This window comes from Pseudomonas sp. FH4 (assembly GCF_000510915.2).
GTDB lineage: Bacteria > Pseudomonadota > Gammaproteobacteria > Pseudomonadales > Pseudomonadaceae > Aquipseudomonas > Aquipseudomonas brenneri.
The window spans coordinates 100,651-123,696 of sequence record NZ_AOHN01000044.1 but is presented as its reverse complement, the minus strand read 5'-3'; the positions used below and the strand labels follow the sequence as shown (position 1 = coordinate 123,696).

Here is a 23,046-nt window from a genome sequence, read left to right as displayed (position 1 = left end):
CGCGATCACCCGGCGCTGGATCTATCCTCGATCTGTCTCCCAACAACGACAAGATTGAGGTAGTCCATGCGTGAAGTAGTGATCGTCGACAGCGTGCGAACCGGCCTGGCCAAGTCCTTTCGCGGCAAGTTCAACCAGACCCGTCCCGATGACATGGCGGCGCATTGCGTGAACGCGTTGCTGAGCCGCAATGGTCTCGACCCGGCCAGCGTCGAGGATTGCATTGTCGGCGCCGGCTCCAACGAAGGTGCCCAGGGTTACAACATCGGTCGCAACGTGGCAGTGCTGTCGCGCCTGGGCACCGGTACCGCGGGCATGACCCTCAACCGTTTCTGCTCCTCAGGGCTACAGGCGATTGCCATCGCGGCGAACCAGATCGCTTCCGGGTGCAGCGACATCATTGTCGCCGGCGGTGTCGAGTCCATCAGCCTGACCATGAAAAGCGTCAACACCGATAACCTGATCAACCCGCTGCTCAAGGAGCAGGTGCCGGGCATCTACTTCCCCATGGGCCAGACCGCCGAAATCGTCGCCCGCCGTTATAACGTCAGCCGCGAGGAGCAGGACCTGTACGCCCTGCAAAGCCAGCAGCGCACCGCCCAGGCCCAGGCCGACGGGCTGTTCGACGATGAAATCGTGGCCATGGCGGTCAAGTACAAGGTTGAGGACAAGAACTCCGGTGAGGTGCAGATCCTTGACGGTGTGGTCGACCGTGATGATTGCAACCGTCCGGACACTACCCTGGCCAGCCTGAGTGGGCTCAAACCGGTGTTTGCCGAGGACGGCTCAGTGACGGCGGGCAACTCGTCGCAATTGTCTGATGGCGCGTCGATGACCCTGGTGATGAGCCTGGAAAAAGCCCTGGAGCTGGGTCTCAAGCCAAAGGCGTTTTTCCGCGGCTTTACCGTCGCCGGCTGCGAGCCGGACGAGATGGGCATCGGCCCAGTGTTCTCGGTACCCAAATTGCTCAAGGCCCGTGGACTGCAAGTGGCCGATATCGACCTGTGGGAACTCAACGAGGCATTTGCGTCCCAGTGCCTGTATGCGCGCAATCGCCTGGAGATCGACAATGCCAGGTACAACGTCAACGGCGGATCTATCTCGATTGGCCATCCGTTCGGCATGACCGGCTCGCGGCAGGTGGGGCATCTGGTGCGTGAGCTGCAACGGCGTAATTTGCGCTACGGTATCGTCACCATGTGCGTCGGCGGCGGGATGGGCGCCACCGGTTTATTCGAAGTCGTGCGCTAGTACATTGATAGTTTCCGCACTCCGGGTCGCTCGTATCCGGTGAAGATCCGAGGGGGAGTTTGCTCCCCCTTTGCATACCTGCTGTTTAGCAATCATCAGATCTTTCAGATTCGACTTTTTGCTTGTCTCCAGTTGCAGTCGTGTTTCATAGAGGTCTTAGTCGCCTCTCGTGCTTAATGAATTAATTATTGAGTGGCTTCCCTCTTGTAAATGTTGTTATTTTTTAGTGTGTGTAATCTGCTTCTTACGGATATGTGTGGCTATGAATTATTCTCATTAAATCACGCGTAGTCCAATTCCTTCAGCTACTTCTAAAGTTTTGGCAAAGTGCCATAAATTTCCTATGTCTTTTGGTGTAAAAGAGCTACGACATTAAGCGAAAAGGGTGGCTTCCTTATTCTTGTGGTAAGTGGAAACTTACCTGGCATTGGACAAGTTCTGACTTGCAATGCAAATAGTTGGAAAAGCCTGAAATAAAACAGTCGGCTAATGAGACTGGTTATGACCGCTTGTTTTATACGCCTTGCGCGCACCTGCGGTGGGGCTCCTTTAGTGACGTTTGTTTATGTGGGAATCTTTAAATGAAAGCAAAAATCAAAGCTGCGCTGTTATCTATCGGGTTGTTGGCGGGTTCGATCTCCATGGCTAATGCAGCGGATGGAACCGTTACGTTCTTGGGGTCGGTCCACTCGGGTGCCTGCTCTATTAAGCCTGACTCGGTAGATCAAACAATTCACCTAGGGGCGATCGCAAAACATCAGTTGCAATCGGGAGGCAAGTCTGAAGCCCGTCGTGTGCTTATAGAGCTTGAAGGCTGCAGTTTGTCTGACCTCACTGATAACACTGTGACAACCACCTTCACTGGTGCGCCATCGAGCGCTGTGCCGGGTGCATTGGGTACTGTCGGTAGTGCTGGCGGCATTGGCATCATGATGACCCATGCTAATGAACTCATTGAGTTGGGTGTCGCTACAGCCCCGCAGATCATTGGTGCTGGTGATAACACGCTGGAGTTCGGCGCCTATGTACAAGGTGCTGCTACGGATCCAATCATCCCCGGTGATTTCAGCGCGATCACCAACTTCACCTTGGCTTATCAGTAAGTTTTCCCCCCGCCACTTAGTGTGGCGGGGGGAACTGGCGGGGGATAGAGGTGAAAACATTTATAAGTCTCGCGGTTGCCTCTTCATTGACGATATTCATCAGCCCTTGTGCTTTTGCACAGGCCGCTGCGCAAGGCGAAGGGATCGTCACGCTGGGGGGGGAAGTCGTTGATTCAGCCTGCGGGCTGGAACTGGTCTCTGTCGATCAAACCATCGAGATGCCTCCCGAGCCAATAGGCCGGATTGTGCGAAACGCAAGGGGAGAACCACACCCCTTCCAACTGCGTCTGGTCAATTGCTCATTGACTCGCCCAGACCCGTTGCGTCCTGGTGAAACCCTGCCTGACTGGCAGCACCTGCAAGTGACGTTTGACGGCCCTACTGATAGGGACGGGCGCTCCTTTGCGGTCTTTGGTGGCTCGCAGGGAGTTGCGCTGCACATTGTGGACTCTGCTGGCCAGGAGAGTGTTCCGGGTGAGCGAATGGCACCGGCGCCATTAGCTGAGGGTGACATGACGCTGCACTACACCTTTCGCTTGGTGGGTAACGGATTGCCGATGGCCGTTGGAGCCCACAGTGCCGCTGTGCGGTTCAAGTTGGAATACTTCTGAATATTGATGGGCTGCTTTCATGTTGAATACGTTGAAGGTCAAAAATACGCTACGCCCAAGCCTCTTTGGCGGGTTGCTATCACTGGCAGGAACTGTAATGGGAGCCGGAGATATCGAGTTTAATACCGATGTTCTTGATCTGAGTGATCGCACTAATATTGACTTGTCTCGGTTTGCGCGCAGTGGCTTTATTCTGCCGGGCACCTACTTGATGACAGTGCAGATAAATACCCAGCCTATTCCAGAGCAATCGGTGGCGTTCTATCCTCCCGATAAAGATCCCAAAGGCAGTCAGGCATGTTTATCGCCCGGTCTTGTCGAACAGTTGGGCCTGAAGGCGTCTGAAGCCGACAAACTTGTGTGGTGGAAGGGCGGGCAGTGCCTGGATGTTAAAAGCTTGCCTGGCATGGAGGTCACGGGTGATCTGGCCACCTCCACGCTGAACATCAATCTGCCCCAGGCCTATCTTGAGTACAGCGCCATCAATTGGGATCCGCCCTCTCGTTGGGACGAGGGGGTGCCGGGATTGCTGATTGATTACAACATGACAGCACAATCGAACTATCAAAAGAATGACGGGACCCGCAATAACCTCAGTGGTAACGGAACACTTGGAGCCAATGCCGGTGCCTGGCGCCTGAGGGCGGATTGGCAGGGGCGTGTCGAGAATAGTCGCGAGGGGGCGTCCGATTATCACAGGCTGGAATGGAGTCGTTATTATGCTTATCGAGCCATTCCTGCGCTGAAGGCACGCCTGGTAGTGGGCGAGGACTACCTGTATTCGGACTTGTTTGACAGCTTCCGTTTTACCGGGGCCGCACTCAAGTCGGATGAAAGCCAGTTGCCACCCAACTTGCGTGGTTATGCCCCGGAAGTGGTTGGGGTGGCCAAGACCAATGCAAGAGTTGTTATCAGCCAACAGGGCCGTGTGCTGTATGAAACCCTGGTGGCGGCAGGCCCCTTTCGCATTCAAGATCTTCAGGATGCGGTGACGGGCTCGCTGGATGTGCGGGTGGAGGAACAGGATGGCTCGGTACACAGCTTCCAGATCGATACGGCAGGTGTTCCCTACCTGACACGCCCTGGACAAGTTCGTTACAAGTTGGCTACCGGGCGCCCGTCCAATCTTCAATATGGCGCTGATGGCGACTTTTTCGGCAGCGGAGAGTTTTCCTGGGGGATCAGCAATGGTTGGTCCCTGTTTGGTGGCGGTATAACAGACAACAACTATCGTGCGTTATCCATTGGTGCCGGGCGGGACTTGCTGATGTTTGGGGCTGTCTCACTGGATGTTACCCAGTCACGTGCAAACGTGTGGAACGAGACGCTCTCGGGTAAATCCTACCGCCTTCAATACTCGAAGAACTTTGAACAGTACGACAGCCAAGTAACCTTTGCCGGTTACCGGTTTTCCGAGAAGAACTTTCTGAGTATGAGTGAGTACCTGGATGCTCGTCATTACGGGTTGAACGGCGAACTCGGCGGGCGTGGAGAGGGTGATGACTGGAAGCCTATTGGTGCGAGCAAGGCCCTTTATACGGCGACGGTGAGTAAGCAGTTTCGTGATTTAGGGACCAGCGTCTACGCCAGTTACAACAAACAAACCTACTGGGATCGACCGGACACTCAGCGCTGGAATTTGTCGGTGTCGCGTTACTTCAATTTAGGGACAGTTAAAAACATGAGCCTGTCGCTGAATATGTACCGTAGCCAGGAGTACGACTATAAGGATAACGGTATGGCGCTGACGGTCAGTCTGCCGTTGGGGCGCACCGGTACATTGTCGTTGGATGCCAATAGAGCGGCAGGTAGCAACACGTTTTCAACGCGCTACAGTGACCGTCTGGATGAGCGCAATAGTTATCAACTCGGTGCAAGCAACAACGCCGTCAATGGTTATCTGAGTCATATGGGTGACCAGGTTGATATTGATCTGAGCGCCAGCCAGCAAGAAGGGAGTTACAGGAGCCTCAGCGTGTCTGCACGCGGCGGCGGCACACTCACGCCTTACGGTGCAGCCTTGCATCGGACCAATGGTACGGGTGGAACCCGCCTGATGGTTGATACCGCAGGTGTACCCGGTGTGCCAGTGCGGGGTTACGGTTCACCGACTCGCAGTAATGTCTTCGGCAAGGCCGTCATCTCCGATATCAGCAGTTATCAGCGTACGGCTGCCAGTGTCGATCTGGAGAACTTGCCGGGCAATGTCGAAGCGACTCAATCAGTGACGCAATTGACACTGACCGAAGGGGCTATTGGTTATCGATCACTGGAAGTGATTTCCGGTGAGAAGGCCATGGCTGTTCTTCGCCTGCAGGATGGTAGTTCACCGCCCTTCGGCGCGACGGTGAAGAACTTAAAACAGCAGGACACCGGGATTGTGAATGACGCTGGCAATGTCTACTTGAGCGGCATTAAAGCCGGCGAGCAGATGATCGTCAGTTGGGCTGGCGATGAGCAATGTGTCCTCACACTCCCAGGCATTTTGCCGGCTGATGGTTTGACGGATGCCCTGCAACTGCACTGCCAGAGCGTAACCACTGTTCAAGCTTTACCTGAGCCGGCAACGTTGCCCGGCAAGCATCCCGATACGGAGAATATATCCTCATGATGTTGAACCCACGTCTCACCCCCCAGGCTTTCGTGCTGCTCGCTCTAGGCTTGAGCCAGAGCGCTGGTGCCGCTGTCGGCCTGGATCGTACCCGAGTGATTTTTGATGGCGGCAAAGATGCCACCAGCGTGAACATCACCAATAACAATACCCAGTTGCCGTATTTGGCTCAGGGCTGGATTGAGGATGAAGAGGGTAAAAAGATTTCCACGCCCTTGATTGTGCTGCCACCGGTTCAACGGTTGGAGCCAGGGAAACAAAGCCAGGTGAAAGTTCAGGCGTTGCCGGCTGCCAAGTTGCTACCGCAGGATCGAGAGACGGTCTACTACTTCAACTTGAGGGAAATTCCTCCGCGCAGCGATAAGTCCAACACCCTGCAAATTGCCCTGCAGACCCGGATTAAATTGTTCTATCGGCCGCAAGCCATTACGCCAAGCCAGCAAGACTTTTCCAGCCCCTGGCAAGAAAAGCTGACCCTGACCCGCGAAGGCGACCGTTATCAGGTGAACAACCCTACGCCTTACTACGTGACGCTGGTGGATGCGCGCAGCAGCAAGGACGGCAAAACCGTGCAGGGTTTCGAGCCGCTGATGGTACCGCCCAAAGGCTTGCTGACCTTGGGCCCTACAGCCAAGGTCCTTGGCACCACACCTTATCTGGCCTACGTGAATGATTACGGCGGACGTCCGCTGCTGGCCTTCACCTGCACTGGCGATACTTGCAAAGTGAATGCGCAGGCGTCACCGCCTAATCAGTAGCGCCTGTTGGGGGAGAAACTCATGAAGTCGCAAATTGTGAAGGTCTTGGGCGGCCTGTTGCTGGCCTTGGGGGGAGGCGTTCATGCCCAGGATATCGATGGTCAGAATGGGCTGCTGAATGTTACCGGGTCCATGCATGAAACCCCTTGCAATCTGGAAATGGCATCACAGCATCAAACGATTGACTTGGGTGTCGTCTCGGCCAGTCAGTTGCAGCGCCCCGGTGACCAGGCGCCCGCCAGGCTATTTCAGCTGCGTTTTACCGATTGCCAGCGCACCGCCGGCAGCATCCGCAGTGAACGTACGGGGAATCTGACATGGAGTGCCTATCAGCCGGTGCTGTCGGTCGCGTTTATCGCACCGGCCGATGCCAATGACCCACGTCTGGTCAAAGTGCAAGGCATCACCGGCATGGGCCTGCGCTTGACTGATGCACTGGGGCGGGATGTACAGCTGGGCTCAAGAGGCGAGCCGTTATTTTTGACCCTCGGCAGCAACACGCAGACATGGAGTGTTCGGCCCACGCGCACCTTGGCGCCGTTGACCAGTGGGGTATTTCGCGCTGTCGTGGATTTCAGGCTCAATTATGAGTAAGGGCAAAAGAATGGCTAAGGCAACCGGCTCATGGGCCTTTCTTATTGCTGGCGGATTGCTGTGGGCCGTCAGCCAAGGTGTGCAGGCTGAGGTCAGTCTGATCATCCGTGCGGTGATCATCGCACCTCCACCGTGTGTCATTAATGGCGGCAGTACGCTCGATGTGCCTTTTGGGGCTGACCTTCTGACATCACGGGTTGACGGGGTTAATTATCGTCGGGATGTGCCTTACACCGTCACCTGCAGCGCCCCGTTCAGTAACGCGATGACCCTGGAGCTCAAGGGGCCGGGGGCTGCGTTCGATAACCGCGTGCTCTTGACCCGCAAACCGGACCTTGGGGTAAAGCTGTTCGTCAATGGCGCCGACTGGCCTCTGAATACGGCGGTGAATTTTACGTACCCCAACTTTCCAGTGGTGCAGGCGGTGCCTGTCAAACGCGTGGGCAGCAGGCTGACGGGAGGGGCGTTCGATGCCGCTGCCACCCTTGTGGTCGAATACCAATGAAGAGGAACGATCAATGACCTGTTGGCAGCAGCGAGCGTTGCTCGCCTTGTGCTCCATCGGCCTTTGCAGTGGTGCGTCGGCCAACTTAACGTTCAGCGGAACGCTTAATGAGCCTCCCCCCTGCACGATTGATGCTGGGAACACGATTGAAGTCGATTTTGGGGATGTCGGGGTAAAGCGCGTCGATGGCGTGAAATACCGCCGGGGCGTTGGTTACACCATCAGCTGTGGTACCGACACGCTCCCGTGGGAACTGAAGTTGAGTGTTAACGGTACATCCACCACGTTTGATGGCTCCGCGGTGCAAACCAGTGCGCCGGAACTGGGTATTCGGATTTTTCAGAATGGCGTGCCGTTTCTACTCAATACGCCACTGGACATCACCTTGTCATCACCGCCGACATTGGAAGTGGTCCCCGTCAAACGGCCAGGTGCAATTCTGACGCCCGCAAGGTTTACGGCGGTGGCCACGCTGTTGGCCGAATACGAGTAGGAGTTGAGTCCATGCGACACGCAATTGTTCATAAGTGTTGGTCCTGTGCCGGGCTGATATTTCTGCTCACCTTCGGTCTGATGCCCACAGGAAATGCGGCGGACAACCTGAGTTTCAAGGGCAACCTGGTTGAGCAGGCCTGCACCATTCGCCCTGGCGACGAGGCAATCACGCTGGAGCTCTGGGACTTGACCAGCAAGCATCTCTACATCAACACCCGTTCGCGGGGGAAGGCTTTCCGCCTGCACCTGGACGACTGTAATACCACGATCGGCAACACGGTCACCATCACGTTTGGCGGTAGGGAAAACATGGCGCTTCCTGGATTGTTCGCGCTGGATGGCGGCAGTGGTGCCTCAGGTATTGGGATTGGCCTTGAGACGCCGAGCGACAAGCCATTGCCCCTGAATGTCGTCAGTGACGAGCAGGTGTTGAGCAATGGCAACAACGTGATTGAGCTCAAGGCCTATGTGCAGGGTGAGCCGAATGCCATCAGGGATCAAACCATAGGGCATGGCCCGTACACGGTGACCTCTACGTTTACGTTGGATTACCCGTAGCGATGAACCGTCATTCATAGGCTGAAAACAGCCTCGGACAAACCTCAAACCTCCGCCGGGTGGCTTTAACACACGAACCGCGTGTTCGATGGGCCGTGCCTGGGTGGAGGTGCAACGAGAGATCGAAATGAAACGACTATATGGGGCCTTTGTGCTTCTTGTCCTGACTGCTGTGACTACGACTGCGCAGGCTGTTGATTGTCGGGTCAATGGAGGGCCTTGGCAAAATGGCAATCCAAACCTGCAAGTCCCCGTTACGGTAACCCTGAGTGCAGACCGCACCAGGGTATTGCTGGAAGGGGCAAGGCTGGAATGTCGATTTACCTATAGCGGAGGCCCTGCTTGGCATGCGGACTATTGGGTAAGTGGGAGTGCAGCAGGTACCGCTTGGACTCCGGGACCAAAATTTGCCGGCGAAGGGACCGGTTTGCGAATCAACGGAAATTTCCTGAACACGCCGGTGCCGTCTGCTATTGGGATAGTTACCATACCCAATAATGGGATCTCTTACTTGATCAATGTCACCCCCTATATTCTTCTGCGTAACTACCCGTCCAATCCGTTCGATGTTCGAATAGGCGACAACTTAGGTCTGTTACGCCTTACTAGTTCGAACAATTACGACAGCACCCGACCACAACTCACCGTCACATACACCGCTGCCAACAACTTCACCATCTCCCCATCAACCTGCACTATCAACAATAACAATCCAATCGAAATCAACTTCGGCAACGTACACCAGCGAGCAATCGGCACTGACCCGCTGACATCGACCATCGTCAGCAACCGCAGACTCACTTACTCATGCCCGGATGGGGGGATTAACACACCGATTACCATTACCTACAAAGGCAATTCCTCGGCGTTCGACTCACGCTTACTGATGATGACTAACCCTGACGTGGGCACGGCACTAGTGCGTGCAGGCTCTGCGGTTCAAGTGAACGGTTCGTTCCTGACCCGCATTACCAACAGCGTAGGAGGCGACGATGTGACATTTTCCCTCGTTCGGCGAGCCGGATCCCTGCCGACTCCCGGAGCCATCAGCGGCAGCGGTGTCCTCGTGATGGGGGTGCCATAAGGCCGAGCCTTGCTAAAGGCTCGAAGCTCCGAGCCGGGCACGCCTGCCATGGGTGCCCGGTCAAAATCAGAGGGCCTTCAGTGCGTGGGAATGATCGATATCCAAAACGCACCGCATCCCCCTAGAATGCCTGCTCCTCCACCTCTGGTTTTTTGGGGCGCTCATGCACATCTCCTCCGGCCGCTGGGTCTACGGTTTATCCCTGACCCTGCTGACCGCGCTGCTCTGGGGTATTTTGCCGATCAAGCTCAAACAGGTCCTGCAGGTGATGGACCCGATCACCGTGACCTGGTTTCGCCTGATGGTGTCCGGTACGTGCCTGTTTGTGTACCTGGCCGCCGTCAAACGCCTGCCCAGCCCGAAAGTCCTGGGCAAGCGCGGTGGCTGGTTGGTGGCAATGGCGGTGTGTGGCCTGGTGGGCAACTATGTGCTGTACCTGGTCGGGCTGAAGATGCTGAGCCCCGGCACGGCGCAACTGGTGGTGCAGATGGGGCCGATCTTCTTGATGATCGCCAGTGTGTTCCTGTTCAAGGAGCGTTTCAGCCTGGGGCAGGGCGTGGGCCTGCTGGTGCTGATCATCGGTTTTGCGCTGTTCTTCAACCAGCGCCTGGCAGAGTTGTTGACGTCCTTGGGCACCTACACCGCCGGGGTCCTGACCATTTTGCTGGCGACCACCATCTGGGTGTTCTACGCCCTGGGCCAGAAGCAATTGCTGACGGTGTGGAATTCATTGCAGGTGATGATGGTGATTTACCTGTGCTGCGCGTTTTTGCTGCTGCCCTGGGTGCATCCCATGGAGGCGCTGCAACTGAGCCCATTGCAAGGCTGGCTGTTGCTGGCGTGCTGTTTCAATACGCTGATTGCTTATGGCGCGTTTGCCGAGGCGCTGGCCCATTGGGAAGCATCGCGGGTCAGTGCGACCCTGGCGATCACGCCGTTGGTGACGTTCGTGGCGGTGGCGATTGCAGCCTGGCTGTGGCCCGATTATGTACATGCCGAACAGATCAACGGCCTGGGGTATGGTGGCGCGGTACTGGTGGTGCTGGGGTCGGCGTCGGTGGCGTTGGCGCCGTCCTTGATCGCGGGGCTCAAGGCCCGGCGCGCAAGGTTGATACAACCCTTGTAGGAGCCGGCTTGCCGGCGAAAAGCCCGAGGGCAACGCGGGGCATCAGACACCCCGCGTTATCGTTGACGTTTTTCGCCGGCAAGCCGGCTCCTACAGGGGAGGGGATCAGTGCCCCGCTTCGAGCATATTCTCCGGGCGTACCCACTGGTCGAACTCGGCATCGGTGAGGTAGCCCAGGTCCAGCGCCGCTTCGCGCAGTGTCAGCCCCTCGGCATAGGCTTTCTTGGCAATCTCTGCTGACTTGTCATAGCCGATATGCGGGTTCAACGCCGTTACCAGCATCAGGCCCCGTTCCAGGTGCTCGGCCATTTGCTCGGCGTCGGGCTCAAGGCCGGCGATGCAATGTTCCTGGAAGTTGCGACAGCCGTCGGCGAGCAAGCGGATCGACTCCAGCAGGTTATGGATAATCACCGGCTTGTACACGTTCAATTGCAAATGCCCTTGGCTGGCGGCAATGCCGATGGTCACGTCGTTGCCCAGGACCTGGCAGGCCAGCATCGACAGCGCCTCGCACTGGGTCGGGTTGACCTTGCCGGGCATGATCGAACTGCCCGGCTCGTTGGCCGGCAGGCGCACCTCAGCAAGCCCAGCGCGCGGGCCCGAGCCCAGCAGGCGCAGGTCGTTGGCGATTTTCATCAAGGCCACGGCCAGGGTTTTCAGGGCGCCGGACAGGGTGGTCAGCGGTTCATGGCCCGACAGCGCGGCGAATTTGTTCGGCGCGGTGACAAATGGCAACCCGGACAACGCGGCGATTTCTGCGGCGATCGCCTCGCCAAAACCATGGGGCGAGTTCAGGCCGGTGCCCACCGCCGTACCGCCCTGTGCCAATTCGTAGACGGCGGGCAGGGCACTGCGAATGGCGCGCTCGGCGTAGTCCAGTTGCGCGATAAACGCCGAGACCTCCTGGCCGAAGGTGATGGGGGTGGCATCCATCATATGGGTGCGGCCGGTCTTGACCAGCTTCATATGGCGCGCCGACAACTCTGCCAGGCCACCGGACAGTTCACGCAGCGCCGGCAGCAACTGCTCGTGCACCGCCTGCACGGTGGCAATGCTCATGGCGGTGGGGAAGCAATCGTTGGAGCTCTGGGAGCGGTTGACGTGATCGTTGGGGTGTACCGGGCTTTTGCCGCCACGGGGCTTGCCCGACAGCTCGTTGGCGCGGCCGGCGATCACTTCGTTGGCGTTCATGTTGCTTTGGGTGCCGCTACCGGTCTGCCAGACCACCAGCGGGAATTGGTCGTCGTGCTGGCCATCAAGCACTTCATCGGCGGCCTGTTCGATCAGCCGGGCGATATCGGCGGGCAGGTCGCCATTGCGGTCGTTGACCCGTGCCGCGGCTTTCTTGATCAAGGCCAGGGCATGCAATACCGCCAGTGGCATGCGTTGCTCGCCGATGGCGAAGTTGACCAGCGAACGTTGGGTCTGTGCGCCCCAGTAAGCGTCATCCGGGACCTGTACTTCGCCCAGGCTGTCGGTTTCGATACGGCTCATCGCGGGGACCCTCCTTGTAGTCGGTTTGCGCAGTTTAGGCCCTGGGCGCGCGTTTGGGTTCCATAAAACCCATTTCATCGGCCAAACTCCCGCAAAACCAGGCCCTACAAGGCGTGGGGTTGAGTGCCAGCGTTTTTTAGGCGCAGAATGGTCGCCCTTGGGGTCTTACCTCGCCTGCTAGAAAAGGAAACTCGATGACTCGTCTTCGTGCCATCTGTACCGCGGTTGCTCTGGTATGTGCCAGCGGCCAGGTTCTTGCCGATACCGCCAGCCACAACGCCAGTGCCGAAGCCTTCCTGACCCTGGCCCACGCAGACAAGCTGGGCACCCCGGTGTACATGCAAGTGCAGCAAATGTTTGCCCAGCGTTTCGAGCAGACCAAGGCGCCTGCCGCCAAGCAAACCGTTCTGGACACCTACCAGGCCAAGGCCAACGCCGCCCTGGACCAGGCCATTGGCTGGAACAAGCTCAAGCCGGACATGGTCAAGCTGTACACCAGCAACTTCAGCGAGTCCGAACTCAAGGACCTGGTTGCCTTCTACAAGTCGCCACTGGGCAAGAAAGTCCTGGAGAAAATGCCGCAACTGACCCAGCAATCGGCCCAGTTGACCCAGGCCAAGCTGGAAAGCGCAGTGCCGGTGGTGAACAAACTGTTGGAAGACATGACCAACGAACTGGCTCCGGCGAAAAAAGCCGCCGCGCCTGCCAAGAAGTAAGTGGAGCCAGCAATGACCATGCAACAGCGCATCGAGACGGCGCTTGACGCCCTGAGCCCGGAACACCTGAGTGTGCTGGACGAAAGCCATATGCACAGCCGTGGATTGCAGACGCACTTCAAGGCCGTGCTGGTCAGCCAGCAGTTCGACGGGCTCAATCGCGTCAAGCGCCACCAGAAGGTCTACGCCACCCTGGGCGACCTGATGGGCGAGTTCCATGCGCTGGCGCTGCATACCTACACGCCTGAAGAATGGGCAAAAACCGACGCAGCCCCGGCCTCGCCGACCTGCGCTGGCGGACATTGATGGGTAACGGTCAACCTCTGTAGGAGCGAGCTTGGCTCCGGGCGGCGTTCCGACGAAAAACGCAAAGGCGCCGCGTTTACCCAGGGTGCCAGCGTCATCGTTAACGAGCTTCGCGAGCAAGCTCGCTCCTACAGTTCAGGGTTTATCCCTGATAGAATCCGCAACGCGCCGCTCAGTCGGCGCGTTTTTTTTGCATCCGGTTCACCCTTTGCGAGGGTAGCCACCTGGAGAGAACACCCATGACACAACCCATCGTCGTGGCGGCACTGTATAAGTTCGTCACCCTCGAAGATTACGTCACCCTGCGCGAGCCTCTGCTGCAAGCCATGGTCGACAACGGCATCAAGGGCACCTTGCTGATCGCCGAAGAAGGCATCAACGGCACCGTTTCCGGTAGCCGCGAAGGCATTGATGGCCTGATGACCTGGCTGAAGAACGACCCGCGCATGGTCGACATCGACCACAAAGAGTCGTACTGCGACGAGCAGCCGTTCTATCGCACCAAGGTCAAGCTCAAGAAAGAGATCGTGACCCTGGGCGTCGAAGGCGTCGACCCCAACAAAAAAGTCGGCACCTATGTTGATCCACAAGACTGGAACGCGTTGATCAGCGACCCAGAAGTGCTGTTGATCGACACCCGTAACGACTATGAAGTGTCGATCGGCACCTTCGAAGGCGCGATCGACCCGAAAACCACGAGTTTTCGCGAATTTCCCGACTACATCAAAGCCAACTTCGACCCGGCCAAACATAAGAAAGTCGCCATGTTCTGCACGGGCGGCATTCGCTGTGAAAAAGCTTCGAGCTATATGCTCAGCGAAGGCTTCGATGAGGTGTATCACCTCAAGGGCGGCATCCTCAAGTACCTCGAAGAGGTACCGCAGGAAGAAACCAAATGGCAGGGCGACTGCTTTGTTTTCGATAATCGCGTGACCGTGCGCCACGACTTGAGCGAAGGTGACTACGATCAATGTCATGCTTGCCGCACACCGATTAGCGTAGAGGATCGCGCATCCGAGCATTATGTGGCTGGCATCAGTTGCCCGCATTGCTGGGATAAGCTGTCCGAGAAGACCCGTCGCAGTGCGATCGACCGCCAGAAGCAGATCGAACTGGCCAAGGCCCGCAACATGCCGCACCCGATTGGTTACAACTACAAGCAATCATCCACCGAGGCTTGAACCATGTCTGCACGCCTGCTCTATGTAATGGACCCGATGTGTTCCTGGTGCTGGGGTTTTGCCCCGGTGGCCAAGGCCTTGGTCGAGCAGGCCCAGGCGGCGGGCGTGGAGCTGCACCTGGTGGTGGGCGGTTTGCGTACCGGCAGTGGCGCGGCGCTGGAGCCGGCCACCCGGCGCTATATCCTGGAGCACTGGCAGGCGGTGACTGAGGCCACTGGCCAGCCGTTTCGCCTGGAGGGCGCCTTGCCTGACGGTTTTGTGTATGACACGGAGCCGGCATGCCGCGCGATAGTCACAGCGCGCAGTCTGGCGCCGGATTGCGCCTGGACGTTGCTCGGGCTGATCCAGCAGGCGTTTTATGTCGAAGGTCGCGATGTGACCCGCGCCAGTGTGCTGGTGGAGCTGGCCGAGACTGCGGGCGTGCCGCGTATCGAGTTTGCCGAGGCCTTTGACCGCGCTGAACAGCATGCCGCCACGGCCGCCGATTTCACCTGGGTGCAGGACCTGGGCATCGCTGGGTTCCCCACGTTGCTGGCTGAGCGCAACGGTCAGTTGGCGTTGTTGACCAACGGCTACCAGCCGCTGTCCGAGCTGTCGCCTTTGCTCGGTCGCTGGCTGGAGCGAGCTGCCTGTGCATGACCCGTCTCATACCGGCGAGCCACGCGCACGCATCGATCGGCTGACCTGGGCAGAAATTCGCCGCCTGGCCCTGCGCCATAAAAAAGCCCTGTGGATTGCCAATGGGGTCGCGGTATTGGCGACCTTGTGCAGCGTACCAATTCCCTTGCTCCTGCCCCTGCTGGTGGATGAGGTACTGCTGGGCAATGGCGATGCCGCGTTGAAGGTGATGAACCACGCATTGCCTACGGCCTGGCAACAGGCTGCTGGCTATATCGGCCTGATGCTGCTGATCACCCTGATCCTGCGTTGCGCGGCGTTGGTATTCAACGTGGTCCAGGCGCGCTTGTTTGCAGGGCTGGCCAAGGACATTGTCTACCGGATCCGTGTGCGGCTGATCGAACGGCTCAAGCGCGTCTCCCTGGGCGAATACGAAAGCCTGGGCAGCGGCACCGTGACCACGCACCTGGTCACTGACCTGGACACTGTGGACAAGTTTGTCGGTGAAACCTTGAGTCGTTTCCTGGTGGCCATGCTGACCCTGGTTGGCACCTCCGGGATCCTGATGTGGATGCACTGGCAGCTGGCGCTGTTGATCCTGCTGTTCAACCCGCTGGTGATCTACGCCACGGTGCAGTTGGGCAAGCGGGTCAAGCACCTCAAGAAGCTGGAAAACGACAGCACCTCGCGGTTTACCCAGGCCCTGACGGAAACCCTCGATGCTATCCAGGAAGTACGCGCTGGCAATCGCCAGGGCTTTTTCCTCGGGCGCCTGGGGCAGCGCGCCCAGGAAGTGCGCGATTTTGCCATCAACTCCCAATGGAAAAGCGATGCCTCCAGCCGGGCCAGTGGCTTGCTGTTCCAGTTTGGCATCGATATTTTTCGTGCGGCGGCGATGCTCACCGTGCTGTTTTCCGACCTGTCCATCGGTCAGATGCTCGCGGTGTTCAGCTACCTGTGGTTCATGATCGGTCCGGTGGAGCAACTGCTGAACCTGCAATACGCCTACTACGCCGCCGGTGGCGCGCTGACGCGGATCAACGAACTGCTGGCCCGTGCCGACGAACCGCAATATACCGGGGGCGAGGATCCGTTTACCGGGCGCGAAACCGTGGGCATCGAGGTGCGGGGCCTGGATTTCGGCTACGGCGAGGAGTTAGTGCTCAATCAGCTGAACCTGGCCATTGCGCCGGGCGAGAAGGTCGCGATTGTCGGCGCCAGCGGCGGCGGTAAAAGTACCTTGGTGCAGCTGCTGCTGGGGCTCTACACCCCACAAGCGGGCACGATCCGCTTCGGCGGCGCGACTCAGCAGGCGATTGGCCTGGAAACCATCCGCGAGCATGTCGCGGTGGTGCTGCAACATCCCGCGCTGTTCAATGACACCGTGCGCGCCAACCTGACCATGGGCCGCGAACGCAGCGACCAGGCCTGTTGGCAGGCCCTTGAAATTGCCCAGTTGGATGCTACGGTCAAAGGGTTGCCCCAGGGCCTGGACAGCATTGTCGGGCGCTCGGGGGTACGTTTGTCCGGTGGCCAGCGCCAACGTCTGGCGATTGCCCGGATGGTGCTGGCCGAGCCAAAGGTGGTGATTCTCGACGAAGCCACCTCGGCCCTGGATGCGGCCACCGAGTACAACCTGCACCAGGCGCTGGCGCGGTTTCTCAGTGGGCGTACTACACTGATCATTGCTCACCGTTTGTCGGCGGTGAAGCAGGCTGATAGGGTGTTGGTGTTTGACGGTGGGCACATTGCCGAAGATGGCGACCACCAGCAACTGATTGCCGATGGCGGTTTGTACGCCAAGCTTTATGGACACTTGCAACAAGTTCGCTGAATCGATCCTGGCCCCTATCCTGGAGGGATCGCGTTTGGCCTCGGCTGTGCTGTCAGGAGCAGTTTTTACTCGCCTGTGCTGATGCAAGGGACCTCATGAAGCAGAAGCGAACTCTCGGAACACCCCGGTTACTGGGTATTGTCTGGCCCTTTATTGCTGTCGTGCTGTTCCAGGCATTGCTGGGGTGCGTCAGTCTTTACATGCTGTCGGCCGTGCGCGGCTATGTGGCGGGCGAGAGCCTGTGGTCCAAGGGCCAGAAAGACGCCATCTACTACCTGACCCTGTACGCCGACAACCGTGACCAGGCGACTTTTCTCAAATACCAGAACGCCATTGCCGTGCCACAGGGCGGGCATGAGTTGCGCGTGGCCCTGGATCGCCCCAGCCCTGACCTGACGGCCGCGCGCCTGGGCATTCTCAAGGGTGGCAATCATCCTGATGACGTATCGAGCGTGATCTGGCTGTACCTCAACTTTCGCCATTTCAGCTATCTGGAGAAGGCCATCGAGTTGTGGACCGTGGGCGATGGTTACCTGGTGCAACTCGATGACCTGGCGCAGGAGATGCACCGGGCAATCCTGGCCAACCAGGTCAGCAGCAGCGAGATCCGTGCCTGGAAAGAGCGCATTATCGCGATCAACGATGGCGTGACGCCGGCGGCCAAGGCCTTCAGTGATGCGTTGGGCGAAGGCTCCAGGATGATTCTGCGCCTGTTGCTGATCACCAACCTGGCCACCGCCCTGGGCCTGATTGCCTTGGCCTTGTTGCGCACGCGCAAACTATTGGCCCAGCGTCATGCGTTTGCCGATGCCTTGCAACTGGAGAAGGAGCGGGCACAGATCACCCTGGAGTCGATCGGCGACGGAGTGATCACCACCGATGTCGATGGCGCGATCGCCTATATGAACCCGGCGGCGGAATTCCTGACCCACTGGAATGCTGCTCAGGCCCAGGGCCTGCCTTTGGCTGCGTTGTTCAACCTGCTGGATGAAAACGCCCAGGCCGATGGGTTTACCCTGATCGATCACATCCTGGGTGGTCAGCTTAGCGGTGGCAGCGAGCATTCCAAGCTGATCCAGCGCCTGGATGGCAGCACCGTCTCCGTGACCCTGGTCGGTGCGCCGATCCGCAGTGCCGGTAAAGTCAGCGGTGCAGTGCTGGTGTTGCACGACATGACCCAGGAGCGCCAGTACATTGCCAATCTGTCCTGGCAGGCGACCCATGACGCCTTGACCGGGCTTGCCAACCGACGCGAGTTCGAATACCGCCTGGAGCAGGCGCTGCATGGCGTCGGGCGCCAGCAATCGGGGCACCACGCCTTGATGTTTCTCGACCTGGACCAGTTCAAGCTGGTCAATGACACCTGTGGCCACGCGGCGGGCGATGAGTTGCTGCGCCATATCTGCGCCCTGCTGCAATCGGACCTGCGCGAAGGCGATACCCTGGCCCGCCTGGGGGGCGACGAGTTCGGCATTCTGCTGGAGAACTGCCCGGCGTCGGTGGCCGAAAAGATCGCCGAAAGCCTGCGTCACACCGTGCAAAACCTGCACTTCGTCTGGAAAGGGCGACCATTTGTCACCACGGTCAGTATCGGTCTGGTGAATATCTCGCACACCCCGACCACCCTGGAAACCTCATTGCGGGCCGCGGATATGGCCTGCTACATGGCCAAGGAGAAAGGCCGCAACCGGGTGCAGGTCTATCACGCCGATGACACCGAGTTGTCCTTGCGCTTTGGCGAGATGGCCTGGATCCAGCGCTTGCACATGGCCCTGGAAGAGGACCGTTTTTGCCTATATGCCCAGGAAATTGCACCCTTGGGCCACACCGTGGCGGGTGCCGGGCATATCGAGATCCTGCTGCGCCTGCACGATGAAGCGGGGCGGATCATCTTGCCCGACAGCTTTATCCCAGCCGCTGAACGTTACGGGTTGATGACCTCGTTGGACCGCTGGGTGGTAGAAAACGTGTTCAAGCTCATTGCCCGTTGCATGATCGAGCGCCCGGGCAGGCCGATGGCGATGTGTGCGATCAACCTGTCGGGCATTACCATCGGCGATGACGACTTCCTGCGCTTCCTGCGGGAGAAGTTCGCCGCCTATGACATTCCTCCGGGCATGATCTGTTTTGAAATCACCGAAACCAGTGCCATCTCGAATTTGGGCAGTGCCATTCGTTTTATCAACGAACTCAAAGCGTTAGGTTGTTGCTTCTCGCTGGATGACTTTTGCGCCGGAATGTCCTCATTCGCCTACCTCAAACATTTACCTGTAGACTTCCTGAAGATCGATGGAAGTTTCGTAAAGGATATGCTGGACGACCCGATTAACCGCGCCATGGTCGAAGTGATCAATCACATCGGCCATGTCATGGGTAAACGTACGATTGCCGAGTTTGTCGAGACACCGCACATCGAGCAGGCATTGCTTGAGATTGGCGTGGACTACGCTCAGGGCTACCTGATTGAACGCCCGCAATTGTTTACCTTTGATAGTTTGCAGTGTCGACCTGCGCGCCCGCAGCCCCTGTTATTCAGGGCGCCCGGCACGTTCCGCTGAAGCATCTGCCGGTCTGTACACATCACACATCAAAAGGAGCCCGACAGTGATCGACACATTCAGCAGAACCGGCCCGCTTATGGAGGCCTCAAGCTACCCCACCTGGGCTCAGCAATTGATCCAGGACTGTAGCGAGAGCAAGCGCCGGGTTGTCGAACACGAACTGTACCAGCGCATGCGCGATAACAAGCTCAGTGCCAAAACCATGCGCCACTACCTGATTGGTGGATGGCCGGTGGTTGAACAGTTTGCGTTGTACATGGCACAAAACCTGACCAAGACCAAGTTTGCCCGTCATCCTGGCGAGGATATGGCGCGGCGTTGGCTGATGCGCAATATCCGCGTGGAACTGAACCATGCCGATTATTGGATGCACTGGGCACGCGCCCATGGCGTTGGCCTGGAGGAGTTGCAGGCGCAGAACGTACCGCCAGAGTTGCATGCACTGAGCCATTGGTGCTGGCACACCAGTTCGGCAGATTCGTTGATCGTGGCCATTGCCGCTACCAACTACGCCATTGAGGGGGCCACTGGGGAGTGGTCTGCGCTGGTGTGTTCGACGGGCGTCTATGCCGCAGCTTTCCCCGAGGAAGATCGCAAGCGCGCCATGAAGTGGCTGAAGATGCATGCCCAGTATGACGACGCCCATCCATGGGAAGCGTTGGAGATCATCTGCACCCTGGCCGGGATGAACCCGAGCAAGGCGCTGCAAGTGGAACTGCGCCAGGCCGTGTGCAAGAGCTACGACTACATGTATCTGTTTCTGGAGCGCTGCATGCAGTTGGAGAAAACCCCGGTGACCCGCGAGCGCCAGGTGCTGGCGGCCAGCGAAGCCTGACCCAGGCATGGCGGGGTAGCGTTTACCCCGCCATTGCCAGGCGGTTGCGGCCTTCGCGCTTGGCCACATACAAAGCATTGTCGGCCCGGCGCAGCAGGCTTTCGGCGGACTCTCCGGTCAACAGGGTCGAGCAACCCAGGCTCACCGTCAATTCGATACGCGTGGTGTCCGCCCAATAGTCCTGGGCCTGCGCTGCCTGGCGCAGACGTTCGCCCACCATGGCTGCGGCATCCCGGCCGGTGTTGGAAAGCAGGATCAGAAACTCTTCCCCGCCAAACCGAAACACCATGTCCACATTGCGCAACTGGTTCTTGATCGAGGCGGCGACGGCCTTGAGCACCTTGTCGCCCGTGGCATGGCCGTGGCTGTCGTTGATACGCTTGAAGTGATCGATGTCGAGCATCAGCAAGGACAACGGGTGCAGATGCCGCTTGGCCATCTCGATTTCCCGGCCCAGGGTCTGGTCCATGGCGATGCGGTTGCCGGTCTCGGTCAGTGGGTCGCGCAGTGCGCTGCGGGTCGCGGCGCGATACAGCAAGGCGTTGCGCATGGGATAGAGCAAACTGGCCAGCAGCGACTCCAGATTGCCCTGTTCCTCTTCGCTGAAACGCTGGTTGCGGCGAAATACCAGTTCGCCCAGGTGCTCACCCTGATGGCTGAGGCTATAACTCACCGAATGATGGCCGCGCTGACCATATTCCAGGCGCAGGTCGCTGGCTTCATGGCTGTATTGCAAGGCATCCAGGGGCACCAGGCGCTGCACTTCGCGAAAGAACAGGCCAAGGATCCGCTCGGGTTCCAGGCTGGTCTGCAATTGCAGGTTCAACTGCTGACGCAACTGCGCGAGGCTGATGGGGCGCCGTGCAATCAGGGAAGGCTGGCCAAAGCCCAGGCGCTGCAATTTGGCACTGTCGAAGTCAATTGCGTTGGTCTGGGTCGGTGTTTTCATAAGCAGGTAGGCCTCTAAGCACTTAATGCTGTCTTACAGGCTCGGTGGGAGCGGCGTTTTACTGTTCCTTCAGTTCCGTAAAACATAGGTAACAGTCTAGTCCGCTTTACCGGGGGTTATAACCCCTGATCCCATGCCACACGTCTTGACGTCGCGCCGCCTGCTTAAACAAACTTGAGCGAAAAGCGTGCCATTTTGTGCAATGTTTTTTATTGCTTGTAAAACAATAGGATAGGATTTTATTGCGTATGCACAGTGCTGGAAATTTGGCGCCGGCCCCTTGTGGGAGCGAGCTTGCTCGCGAAGGCTGTGTATCAGTCAATAAATTTGGTACTGACACACCGCCTTCGCGAGCAATCCCGCTCCCACATTGAGAACTATTGCGCGTCAAACGCCTGCCCATTGATCCCTGAGCTGTCCGGGCCCATCAGGTACAGATAGACCGGCATGATCTCTTCCGGCAGCGGGTTGTTGGCCGGGTTTTCTCCAGGGTAAGCCTGGGCGCGCATGCTGGTGCGGGTGGCGCCGGGGTTGATGCTGTTGGCGCGCACTGCGGCGACGGTGTCGAGTTCGTCGGCCAGGGTCTGCATCAGGCCTTCGGTGGCGAATTTCGACACGCCGTAGGCGCCCCAGTAGGCGCGACCCTTGCGTCCGACGCTGCTGGAGGTGAACACCACCGAAGCGTCCTGGGACAGCTTGAGCAACGGCAGCAAGGTCGCGGTCAGCATAAACATGGCATTGACGTTGATATGCATGACGCGCATGAAGTTTTCGCCCGACAGCTGTTCGATCGGGGTGCGTGGGCCAATGATCGAGGCGTTGTGCAGCAGGCCGTCGAGATGGCCGAACTCTTTTTCGATCATTGCCGCCAGCTCATCGTATTGATGAGGCAGGGCCGTTTCCAGGTTGAACGGAATCACCACCGGCTGCGGGTGGCCGGCGGCTTCGATTTCATCGTAGACCTGGGCCAGGTTGGCTTCGGTCTTGCCCAGCAACAGCACGGTGGCACCGTGGGCGGCATAGGTCTTGGCTGCCGCTGCACCAATCCCGCGACCGGCGCCGGTGACCAGGATGACCCGGTCCTTGAGCAATTCTGGGCGTGCGGAGTAATCAAACATAATCGACCTCAACAAAATTCAGTGGGGCAGCACATATCTGAATGTGGGAGCTTCATTTAACCTGTCAGCAACTGCAGAGTGCGCTATCGAGCACCTTGCGCAGTTCCAGCGGGTGATCGACCACGACGTCGGCGCCCCAGTTACGGGCATTGTCGTCGGGGTGGATGTAGCCGTAGGTGACGGCAGCGGTGCGGGTGCCGGCGTCGCGGCCCGACTCGATATCGCGCAGGTCATCGCCGACGAACAGCACGCTGGCCGGGTCCAGGTCGAGCATCTTGCAGGCCAGGATCAGTGGCTCCGGATCGGGCTTGCTGTTCTTCACGTGGTCCGGGCAAATCAACAGGGCCGAGCGCTCGGCCAGGCCCAGTTGCTGCATGATCGGTTCGGCGAAGCGCAGTGGCTTGTTGGTGACCACGCCCCAGATCAGCTTGGACCGCTCGATGTCTTCCAGCAGTTCGGCCATGCCATCAAACAACTTGCTGTGGATCGCGCAGCCCTTGAGGTAGCGTTCGAGGAACTCCAGGCGCAACGCTTCAAAGCCTGGGGACTCGGGGTCCATGGAGAATGTCACGGCAACCATGGCCCGGGCGCCGCCGGAGATTTCATCACGGATATGCTGGTCGTTGATCGGCGCAAGCCCGCGCTCGGCGCGCATGGCCTGGCAGATGGCGATAAAGTCCGGCGCGGTATCGAGCAGCGTACCGTCCATGTCGAAAAGAACCGCTTTCAACTTCACAG

The 23,046-nt window shown here is 58.4% G+C and carries 22 protein-coding genes; 18 read left to right on the top strand and 4 right to left on the bottom strand.

From position 1 onward, the window contains the following. Positions 1-66: 66 nt before the first annotated feature. From H097_RS24900 to H097_RS24855, 11 genes are all read left to right on the top strand, one after another. The gene (locus H097_RS24900; protein ID WP_032863199.1) at positions 67-1,251 is read left to right on the top strand and encodes a thiolase family protein; all 1,185 of its coding nucleotides are present in this window, start codon (positions 67-69) and stop codon (positions 1,249-1,251) included. Positions 1,252-1,832: 581 nt separating this feature from the next. Then, the gene (locus H097_RS24895) at positions 1,833-2,354 is read left to right on the top strand and encodes a fimbrial protein (RefSeq protein WP_032863197.1); all 522 of its coding nucleotides are present in this window, start codon (positions 1,833-1,835) and stop codon (positions 2,352-2,354) included. A gap of 50 nt (positions 2,355-2,404) precedes the next feature. Next, the gene (locus H097_RS24890; protein ID WP_032863195.1) at positions 2,405-2,965 is read left to right on the top strand and encodes a fimbrial protein; all 561 of its coding nucleotides are present in this window, start codon (positions 2,405-2,407) and stop codon (positions 2,963-2,965) included. A gap of 19 nt (positions 2,966-2,984) precedes the next feature. Beyond that, on the top strand, positions 2,985-5,576 hold the full coding sequence (locus H097_RS24885; RefSeq protein WP_149830636.1) for an outer membrane usher protein: 2,592 nt from the start codon (positions 2,985-2,987) through the stop codon (positions 5,574-5,576). After that, positions 5,573-6,334, top strand: coding sequence for a fimbria/pilus periplasmic chaperone (locus H097_RS24880; RefSeq protein WP_032863191.1), 762 nt, complete (start codon positions 5,573-5,575; stop codon positions 6,332-6,334). The genes H097_RS24885 and H097_RS24880 overlap by 4 nt, the downstream gene beginning before the upstream one ends. 21 nt (positions 6,335-6,355) lie before the next feature. Further along, positions 6,356-6,928 carry a fimbrial protein gene (locus tag H097_RS24875; protein ID WP_032863188.1) on the top strand — a complete coding sequence of 191 codons (573 nt, stop codon included), beginning with the start codon at positions 6,356-6,358 and terminating at the stop codon, positions 6,926-6,928. Between the two features lie 10 nt (positions 6,929-6,938). Continuing rightward, positions 6,939-7,433, top strand: a complete 495-nt coding sequence (locus H097_RS24870; RefSeq protein ID WP_032863440.1) for a fimbrial protein — start codon at positions 6,939-6,941, stop codon at positions 7,431-7,433. Between the two features lie 13 nt (positions 7,434-7,446). Beyond that, the gene (locus H097_RS24865) at positions 7,447-7,926 is read left to right on the top strand and encodes a fimbrial protein (protein ID WP_032863185.1); all 480 of its coding nucleotides are present in this window, start codon (positions 7,447-7,449) and stop codon (positions 7,924-7,926) included. 11 nt (positions 7,927-7,937) lie between these two features. Next, positions 7,938-8,486, top strand: a complete 549-nt coding sequence (locus H097_RS24860; protein WP_032863183.1) for a fimbrial protein — start codon at positions 7,938-7,940, stop codon at positions 8,484-8,486. A gap of 127 nt (positions 8,487-8,613) precedes the next feature. Next, entirely contained in the window at positions 8,614-9,570 is a 957-nt protein-coding gene (locus tag H097_RS28045; RefSeq protein WP_082445677.1) for a fimbrial protein, read from the top strand. 163 nt (positions 9,571-9,733) lie between these two features. Further along, the gene (locus tag H097_RS24855; RefSeq protein ID WP_032863181.1) at positions 9,734-10,696 is read left to right on the top strand and encodes a DMT family transporter; all 963 of its coding nucleotides are present in this window, start codon (positions 9,734-9,736) and stop codon (positions 10,694-10,696) included. 105 nt (positions 10,697-10,801) lie between these two features. On the opposite strand, the gene H097_RS24850 is transcribed toward H097_RS24855, so the two are convergent. Then, entirely contained in the window at positions 10,802-12,190 is a 1,389-nt protein-coding gene (locus H097_RS24850) for a class II fumarate hydratase (RefSeq protein ID WP_032863180.1), read from the bottom strand. 194 nt (positions 12,191-12,384) lie between these two features. On the opposite strand from H097_RS24850, the gene H097_RS24845 reads away from it, so the two are divergent. From H097_RS24845 to H097_RS24815, 7 genes are all read left to right on the top strand, one after another. Next, a complete protein-coding gene (locus H097_RS24845) occupies positions 12,385-12,906 on the top strand; it encodes a DUF2059 domain-containing protein (RefSeq protein WP_029298732.1) in 522 nt (173 codons plus the stop codon). Positions 12,907-12,918: 12 nt separating this feature from the next. Continuing rightward, entirely contained in the window at positions 12,919-13,212 is a 294-nt protein-coding gene (locus H097_RS24840; protein ID WP_032863177.1) for a BolA family protein, read from the top strand. Between the two features lie 239 nt (positions 13,213-13,451). Then, positions 13,452-14,393 carry a rhodanese-related sulfurtransferase gene (locus H097_RS24835; protein ID WP_032863175.1) on the top strand — a complete coding sequence of 314 codons (942 nt, stop codon included), beginning with the start codon at positions 13,452-13,454 and terminating at the stop codon, positions 14,391-14,393. A gap of 36 nt (positions 14,394-14,429) precedes the next feature. Further along, the gene (locus H097_RS24830) at positions 14,430-15,032 is read left to right on the top strand and encodes a DsbA family protein (protein WP_174553309.1); all 603 of its coding nucleotides are present in this window, start codon (positions 14,430-14,432) and stop codon (positions 15,030-15,032) included. 31 nt (positions 15,033-15,063) lie between these two features. After that, on the top strand, positions 15,064-16,845 hold the full coding sequence (locus H097_RS24825) for an ABC transporter ATP-binding protein (RefSeq protein ID WP_032863439.1): 1,782 nt from the start codon (positions 15,064-15,066) through the stop codon (positions 16,843-16,845). A 95-nt stretch (positions 16,846-16,940) separates the two neighbouring features. Next, the gene (locus H097_RS24820) at positions 16,941-19,403 is read left to right on the top strand and encodes an EAL domain-containing protein (protein WP_032863172.1); all 2,463 of its coding nucleotides are present in this window, start codon (positions 16,941-16,943) and stop codon (positions 19,401-19,403) included. Between the two features lie 46 nt (positions 19,404-19,449). Continuing rightward, entirely contained in the window at positions 19,450-20,241 is a 792-nt protein-coding gene (locus H097_RS24815; protein ID WP_032863170.1) for an iron-containing redox enzyme family protein, read from the top strand. Between the two features lie 22 nt (positions 20,242-20,263). Here H097_RS24815 and H097_RS24810 read toward each other — a convergent pair whose 3' ends face one another. The 3 genes from H097_RS24810 to mupP all read right to left on the bottom strand — a co-directional run bounded on the left by H097_RS24810 (position 20,264) and on the right by mupP (position 23,044). Next, complete coding sequence (locus tag H097_RS24810) at positions 20,264-21,190, bottom strand: GGDEF domain-containing protein (protein ID WP_032863168.1); 927 nt, start codon at positions 21,188-21,190, stop codon at positions 20,264-20,266. A 377-nt stretch (positions 21,191-21,567) separates the two neighbouring features. After that, positions 21,568-22,308 carry a YciK family oxidoreductase gene (locus tag H097_RS24805; RefSeq protein ID WP_032863166.1) on the bottom strand — a complete coding sequence of 247 codons (741 nt, stop codon included), beginning with the start codon at positions 22,306-22,308 and terminating at the stop codon, positions 21,568-21,570. A 64-nt stretch (positions 22,309-22,372) separates the two neighbouring features. Further along, positions 22,373-23,044, bottom strand: a complete 672-nt coding sequence (mupP, locus tag H097_RS24800) for an N-acetylmuramic acid 6-phosphate phosphatase MupP (RefSeq protein ID WP_032863164.1) — start codon at positions 23,042-23,044, stop codon at positions 22,373-22,375. Positions 23,045-23,046 lie beyond the last annotated feature (2 nt).

Excerpts from the sequence above, each read along its gene's own strand:
- H097_RS24900 (WP_032863199.1), top strand. The coding sequence starts at position 67 with ATGCGTGAAGTAGTGATCGTCGACAGCGTGCGAACCGGCCTGGCCAAG.
- H097_RS24895 (WP_032863197.1), top strand. The coding sequence starts at position 1,833 with ATGAAAGCAAAAATCAAAGCTGCGCTGTTATCTATCGGGTTGTTGGCG.
- H097_RS24885 (WP_149830636.1), top strand. The coding sequence starts at position 2,985 with ATGTTGAATACGTTGAAGGTCAAAAATACGCTACGCCCAAGCCTCTTT.
- H097_RS24880 (WP_032863191.1), top strand. The coding sequence starts at position 5,573 with ATGATGTTGAACCCACGTCTCACCCCCCAGGCTTTCGTGCTGCTCGCT.
- H097_RS24875 (WP_032863188.1), top strand. The coding sequence starts at position 6,356 with ATGAAGTCGCAAATTGTGAAGGTCTTGGGCGGCCTGTTGCTGGCCTTG.
- H097_RS24870 (WP_032863440.1), top strand. The coding sequence starts at position 6,939 with ATGGCTAAGGCAACCGGCTCATGGGCCTTTCTTATTGCTGGCGGATTG.
- H097_RS24865 (WP_032863185.1), top strand. The coding sequence starts at position 7,447 with ATGACCTGTTGGCAGCAGCGAGCGTTGCTCGCCTTGTGCTCCATCGGC.
- H097_RS24860 (WP_032863183.1), top strand. The coding sequence starts at position 7,938 with ATGCGACACGCAATTGTTCATAAGTGTTGGTCCTGTGCCGGGCTGATA.
- H097_RS28045 (WP_082445677.1), top strand. The coding sequence starts at position 8,614 with ATGAAACGACTATATGGGGCCTTTGTGCTTCTTGTCCTGACTGCTGTG.
- H097_RS24855 (WP_032863181.1), top strand. The coding sequence starts at position 9,734 with ATGCACATCTCCTCCGGCCGCTGGGTCTACGGTTTATCCCTGACCCTG.
- H097_RS24850 (WP_032863180.1), bottom strand. The coding sequence starts at position 12,190 with ATGAGCCGTATCGAAACCGACAGCCTGGGCGAAGTACAGGTCCCGGAT.
- H097_RS24845 (WP_029298732.1), top strand. The coding sequence starts at position 12,385 with ATGACTCGTCTTCGTGCCATCTGTACCGCGGTTGCTCTGGTATGTGCC.
- H097_RS24840 (WP_032863177.1), top strand. The coding sequence starts at position 12,919 with ATGACCATGCAACAGCGCATCGAGACGGCGCTTGACGCCCTGAGCCCG.
- H097_RS24835 (WP_032863175.1), top strand. The coding sequence starts at position 13,452 with ATGACACAACCCATCGTCGTGGCGGCACTGTATAAGTTCGTCACCCTC.
- H097_RS24830 (WP_174553309.1), top strand. The coding sequence starts at position 14,430 with ATGTGTTCCTGGTGCTGGGGTTTTGCCCCGGTGGCCAAGGCCTTGGTC.
- H097_RS24820 (WP_032863172.1), top strand. The coding sequence starts at position 16,941 with ATGAAGCAGAAGCGAACTCTCGGAACACCCCGGTTACTGGGTATTGTC.
- H097_RS24810 (WP_032863168.1), bottom strand. The coding sequence starts at position 21,190 with ATGAAAACACCGACCCAGACCAACGCAATTGACTTCGACAGTGCCAAA.
- H097_RS24805 (WP_032863166.1), bottom strand. The coding sequence starts at position 22,308 with ATGTTTGATTACTCCGCACGCCCAGAATTGCTCAAGGACCGGGTCATC.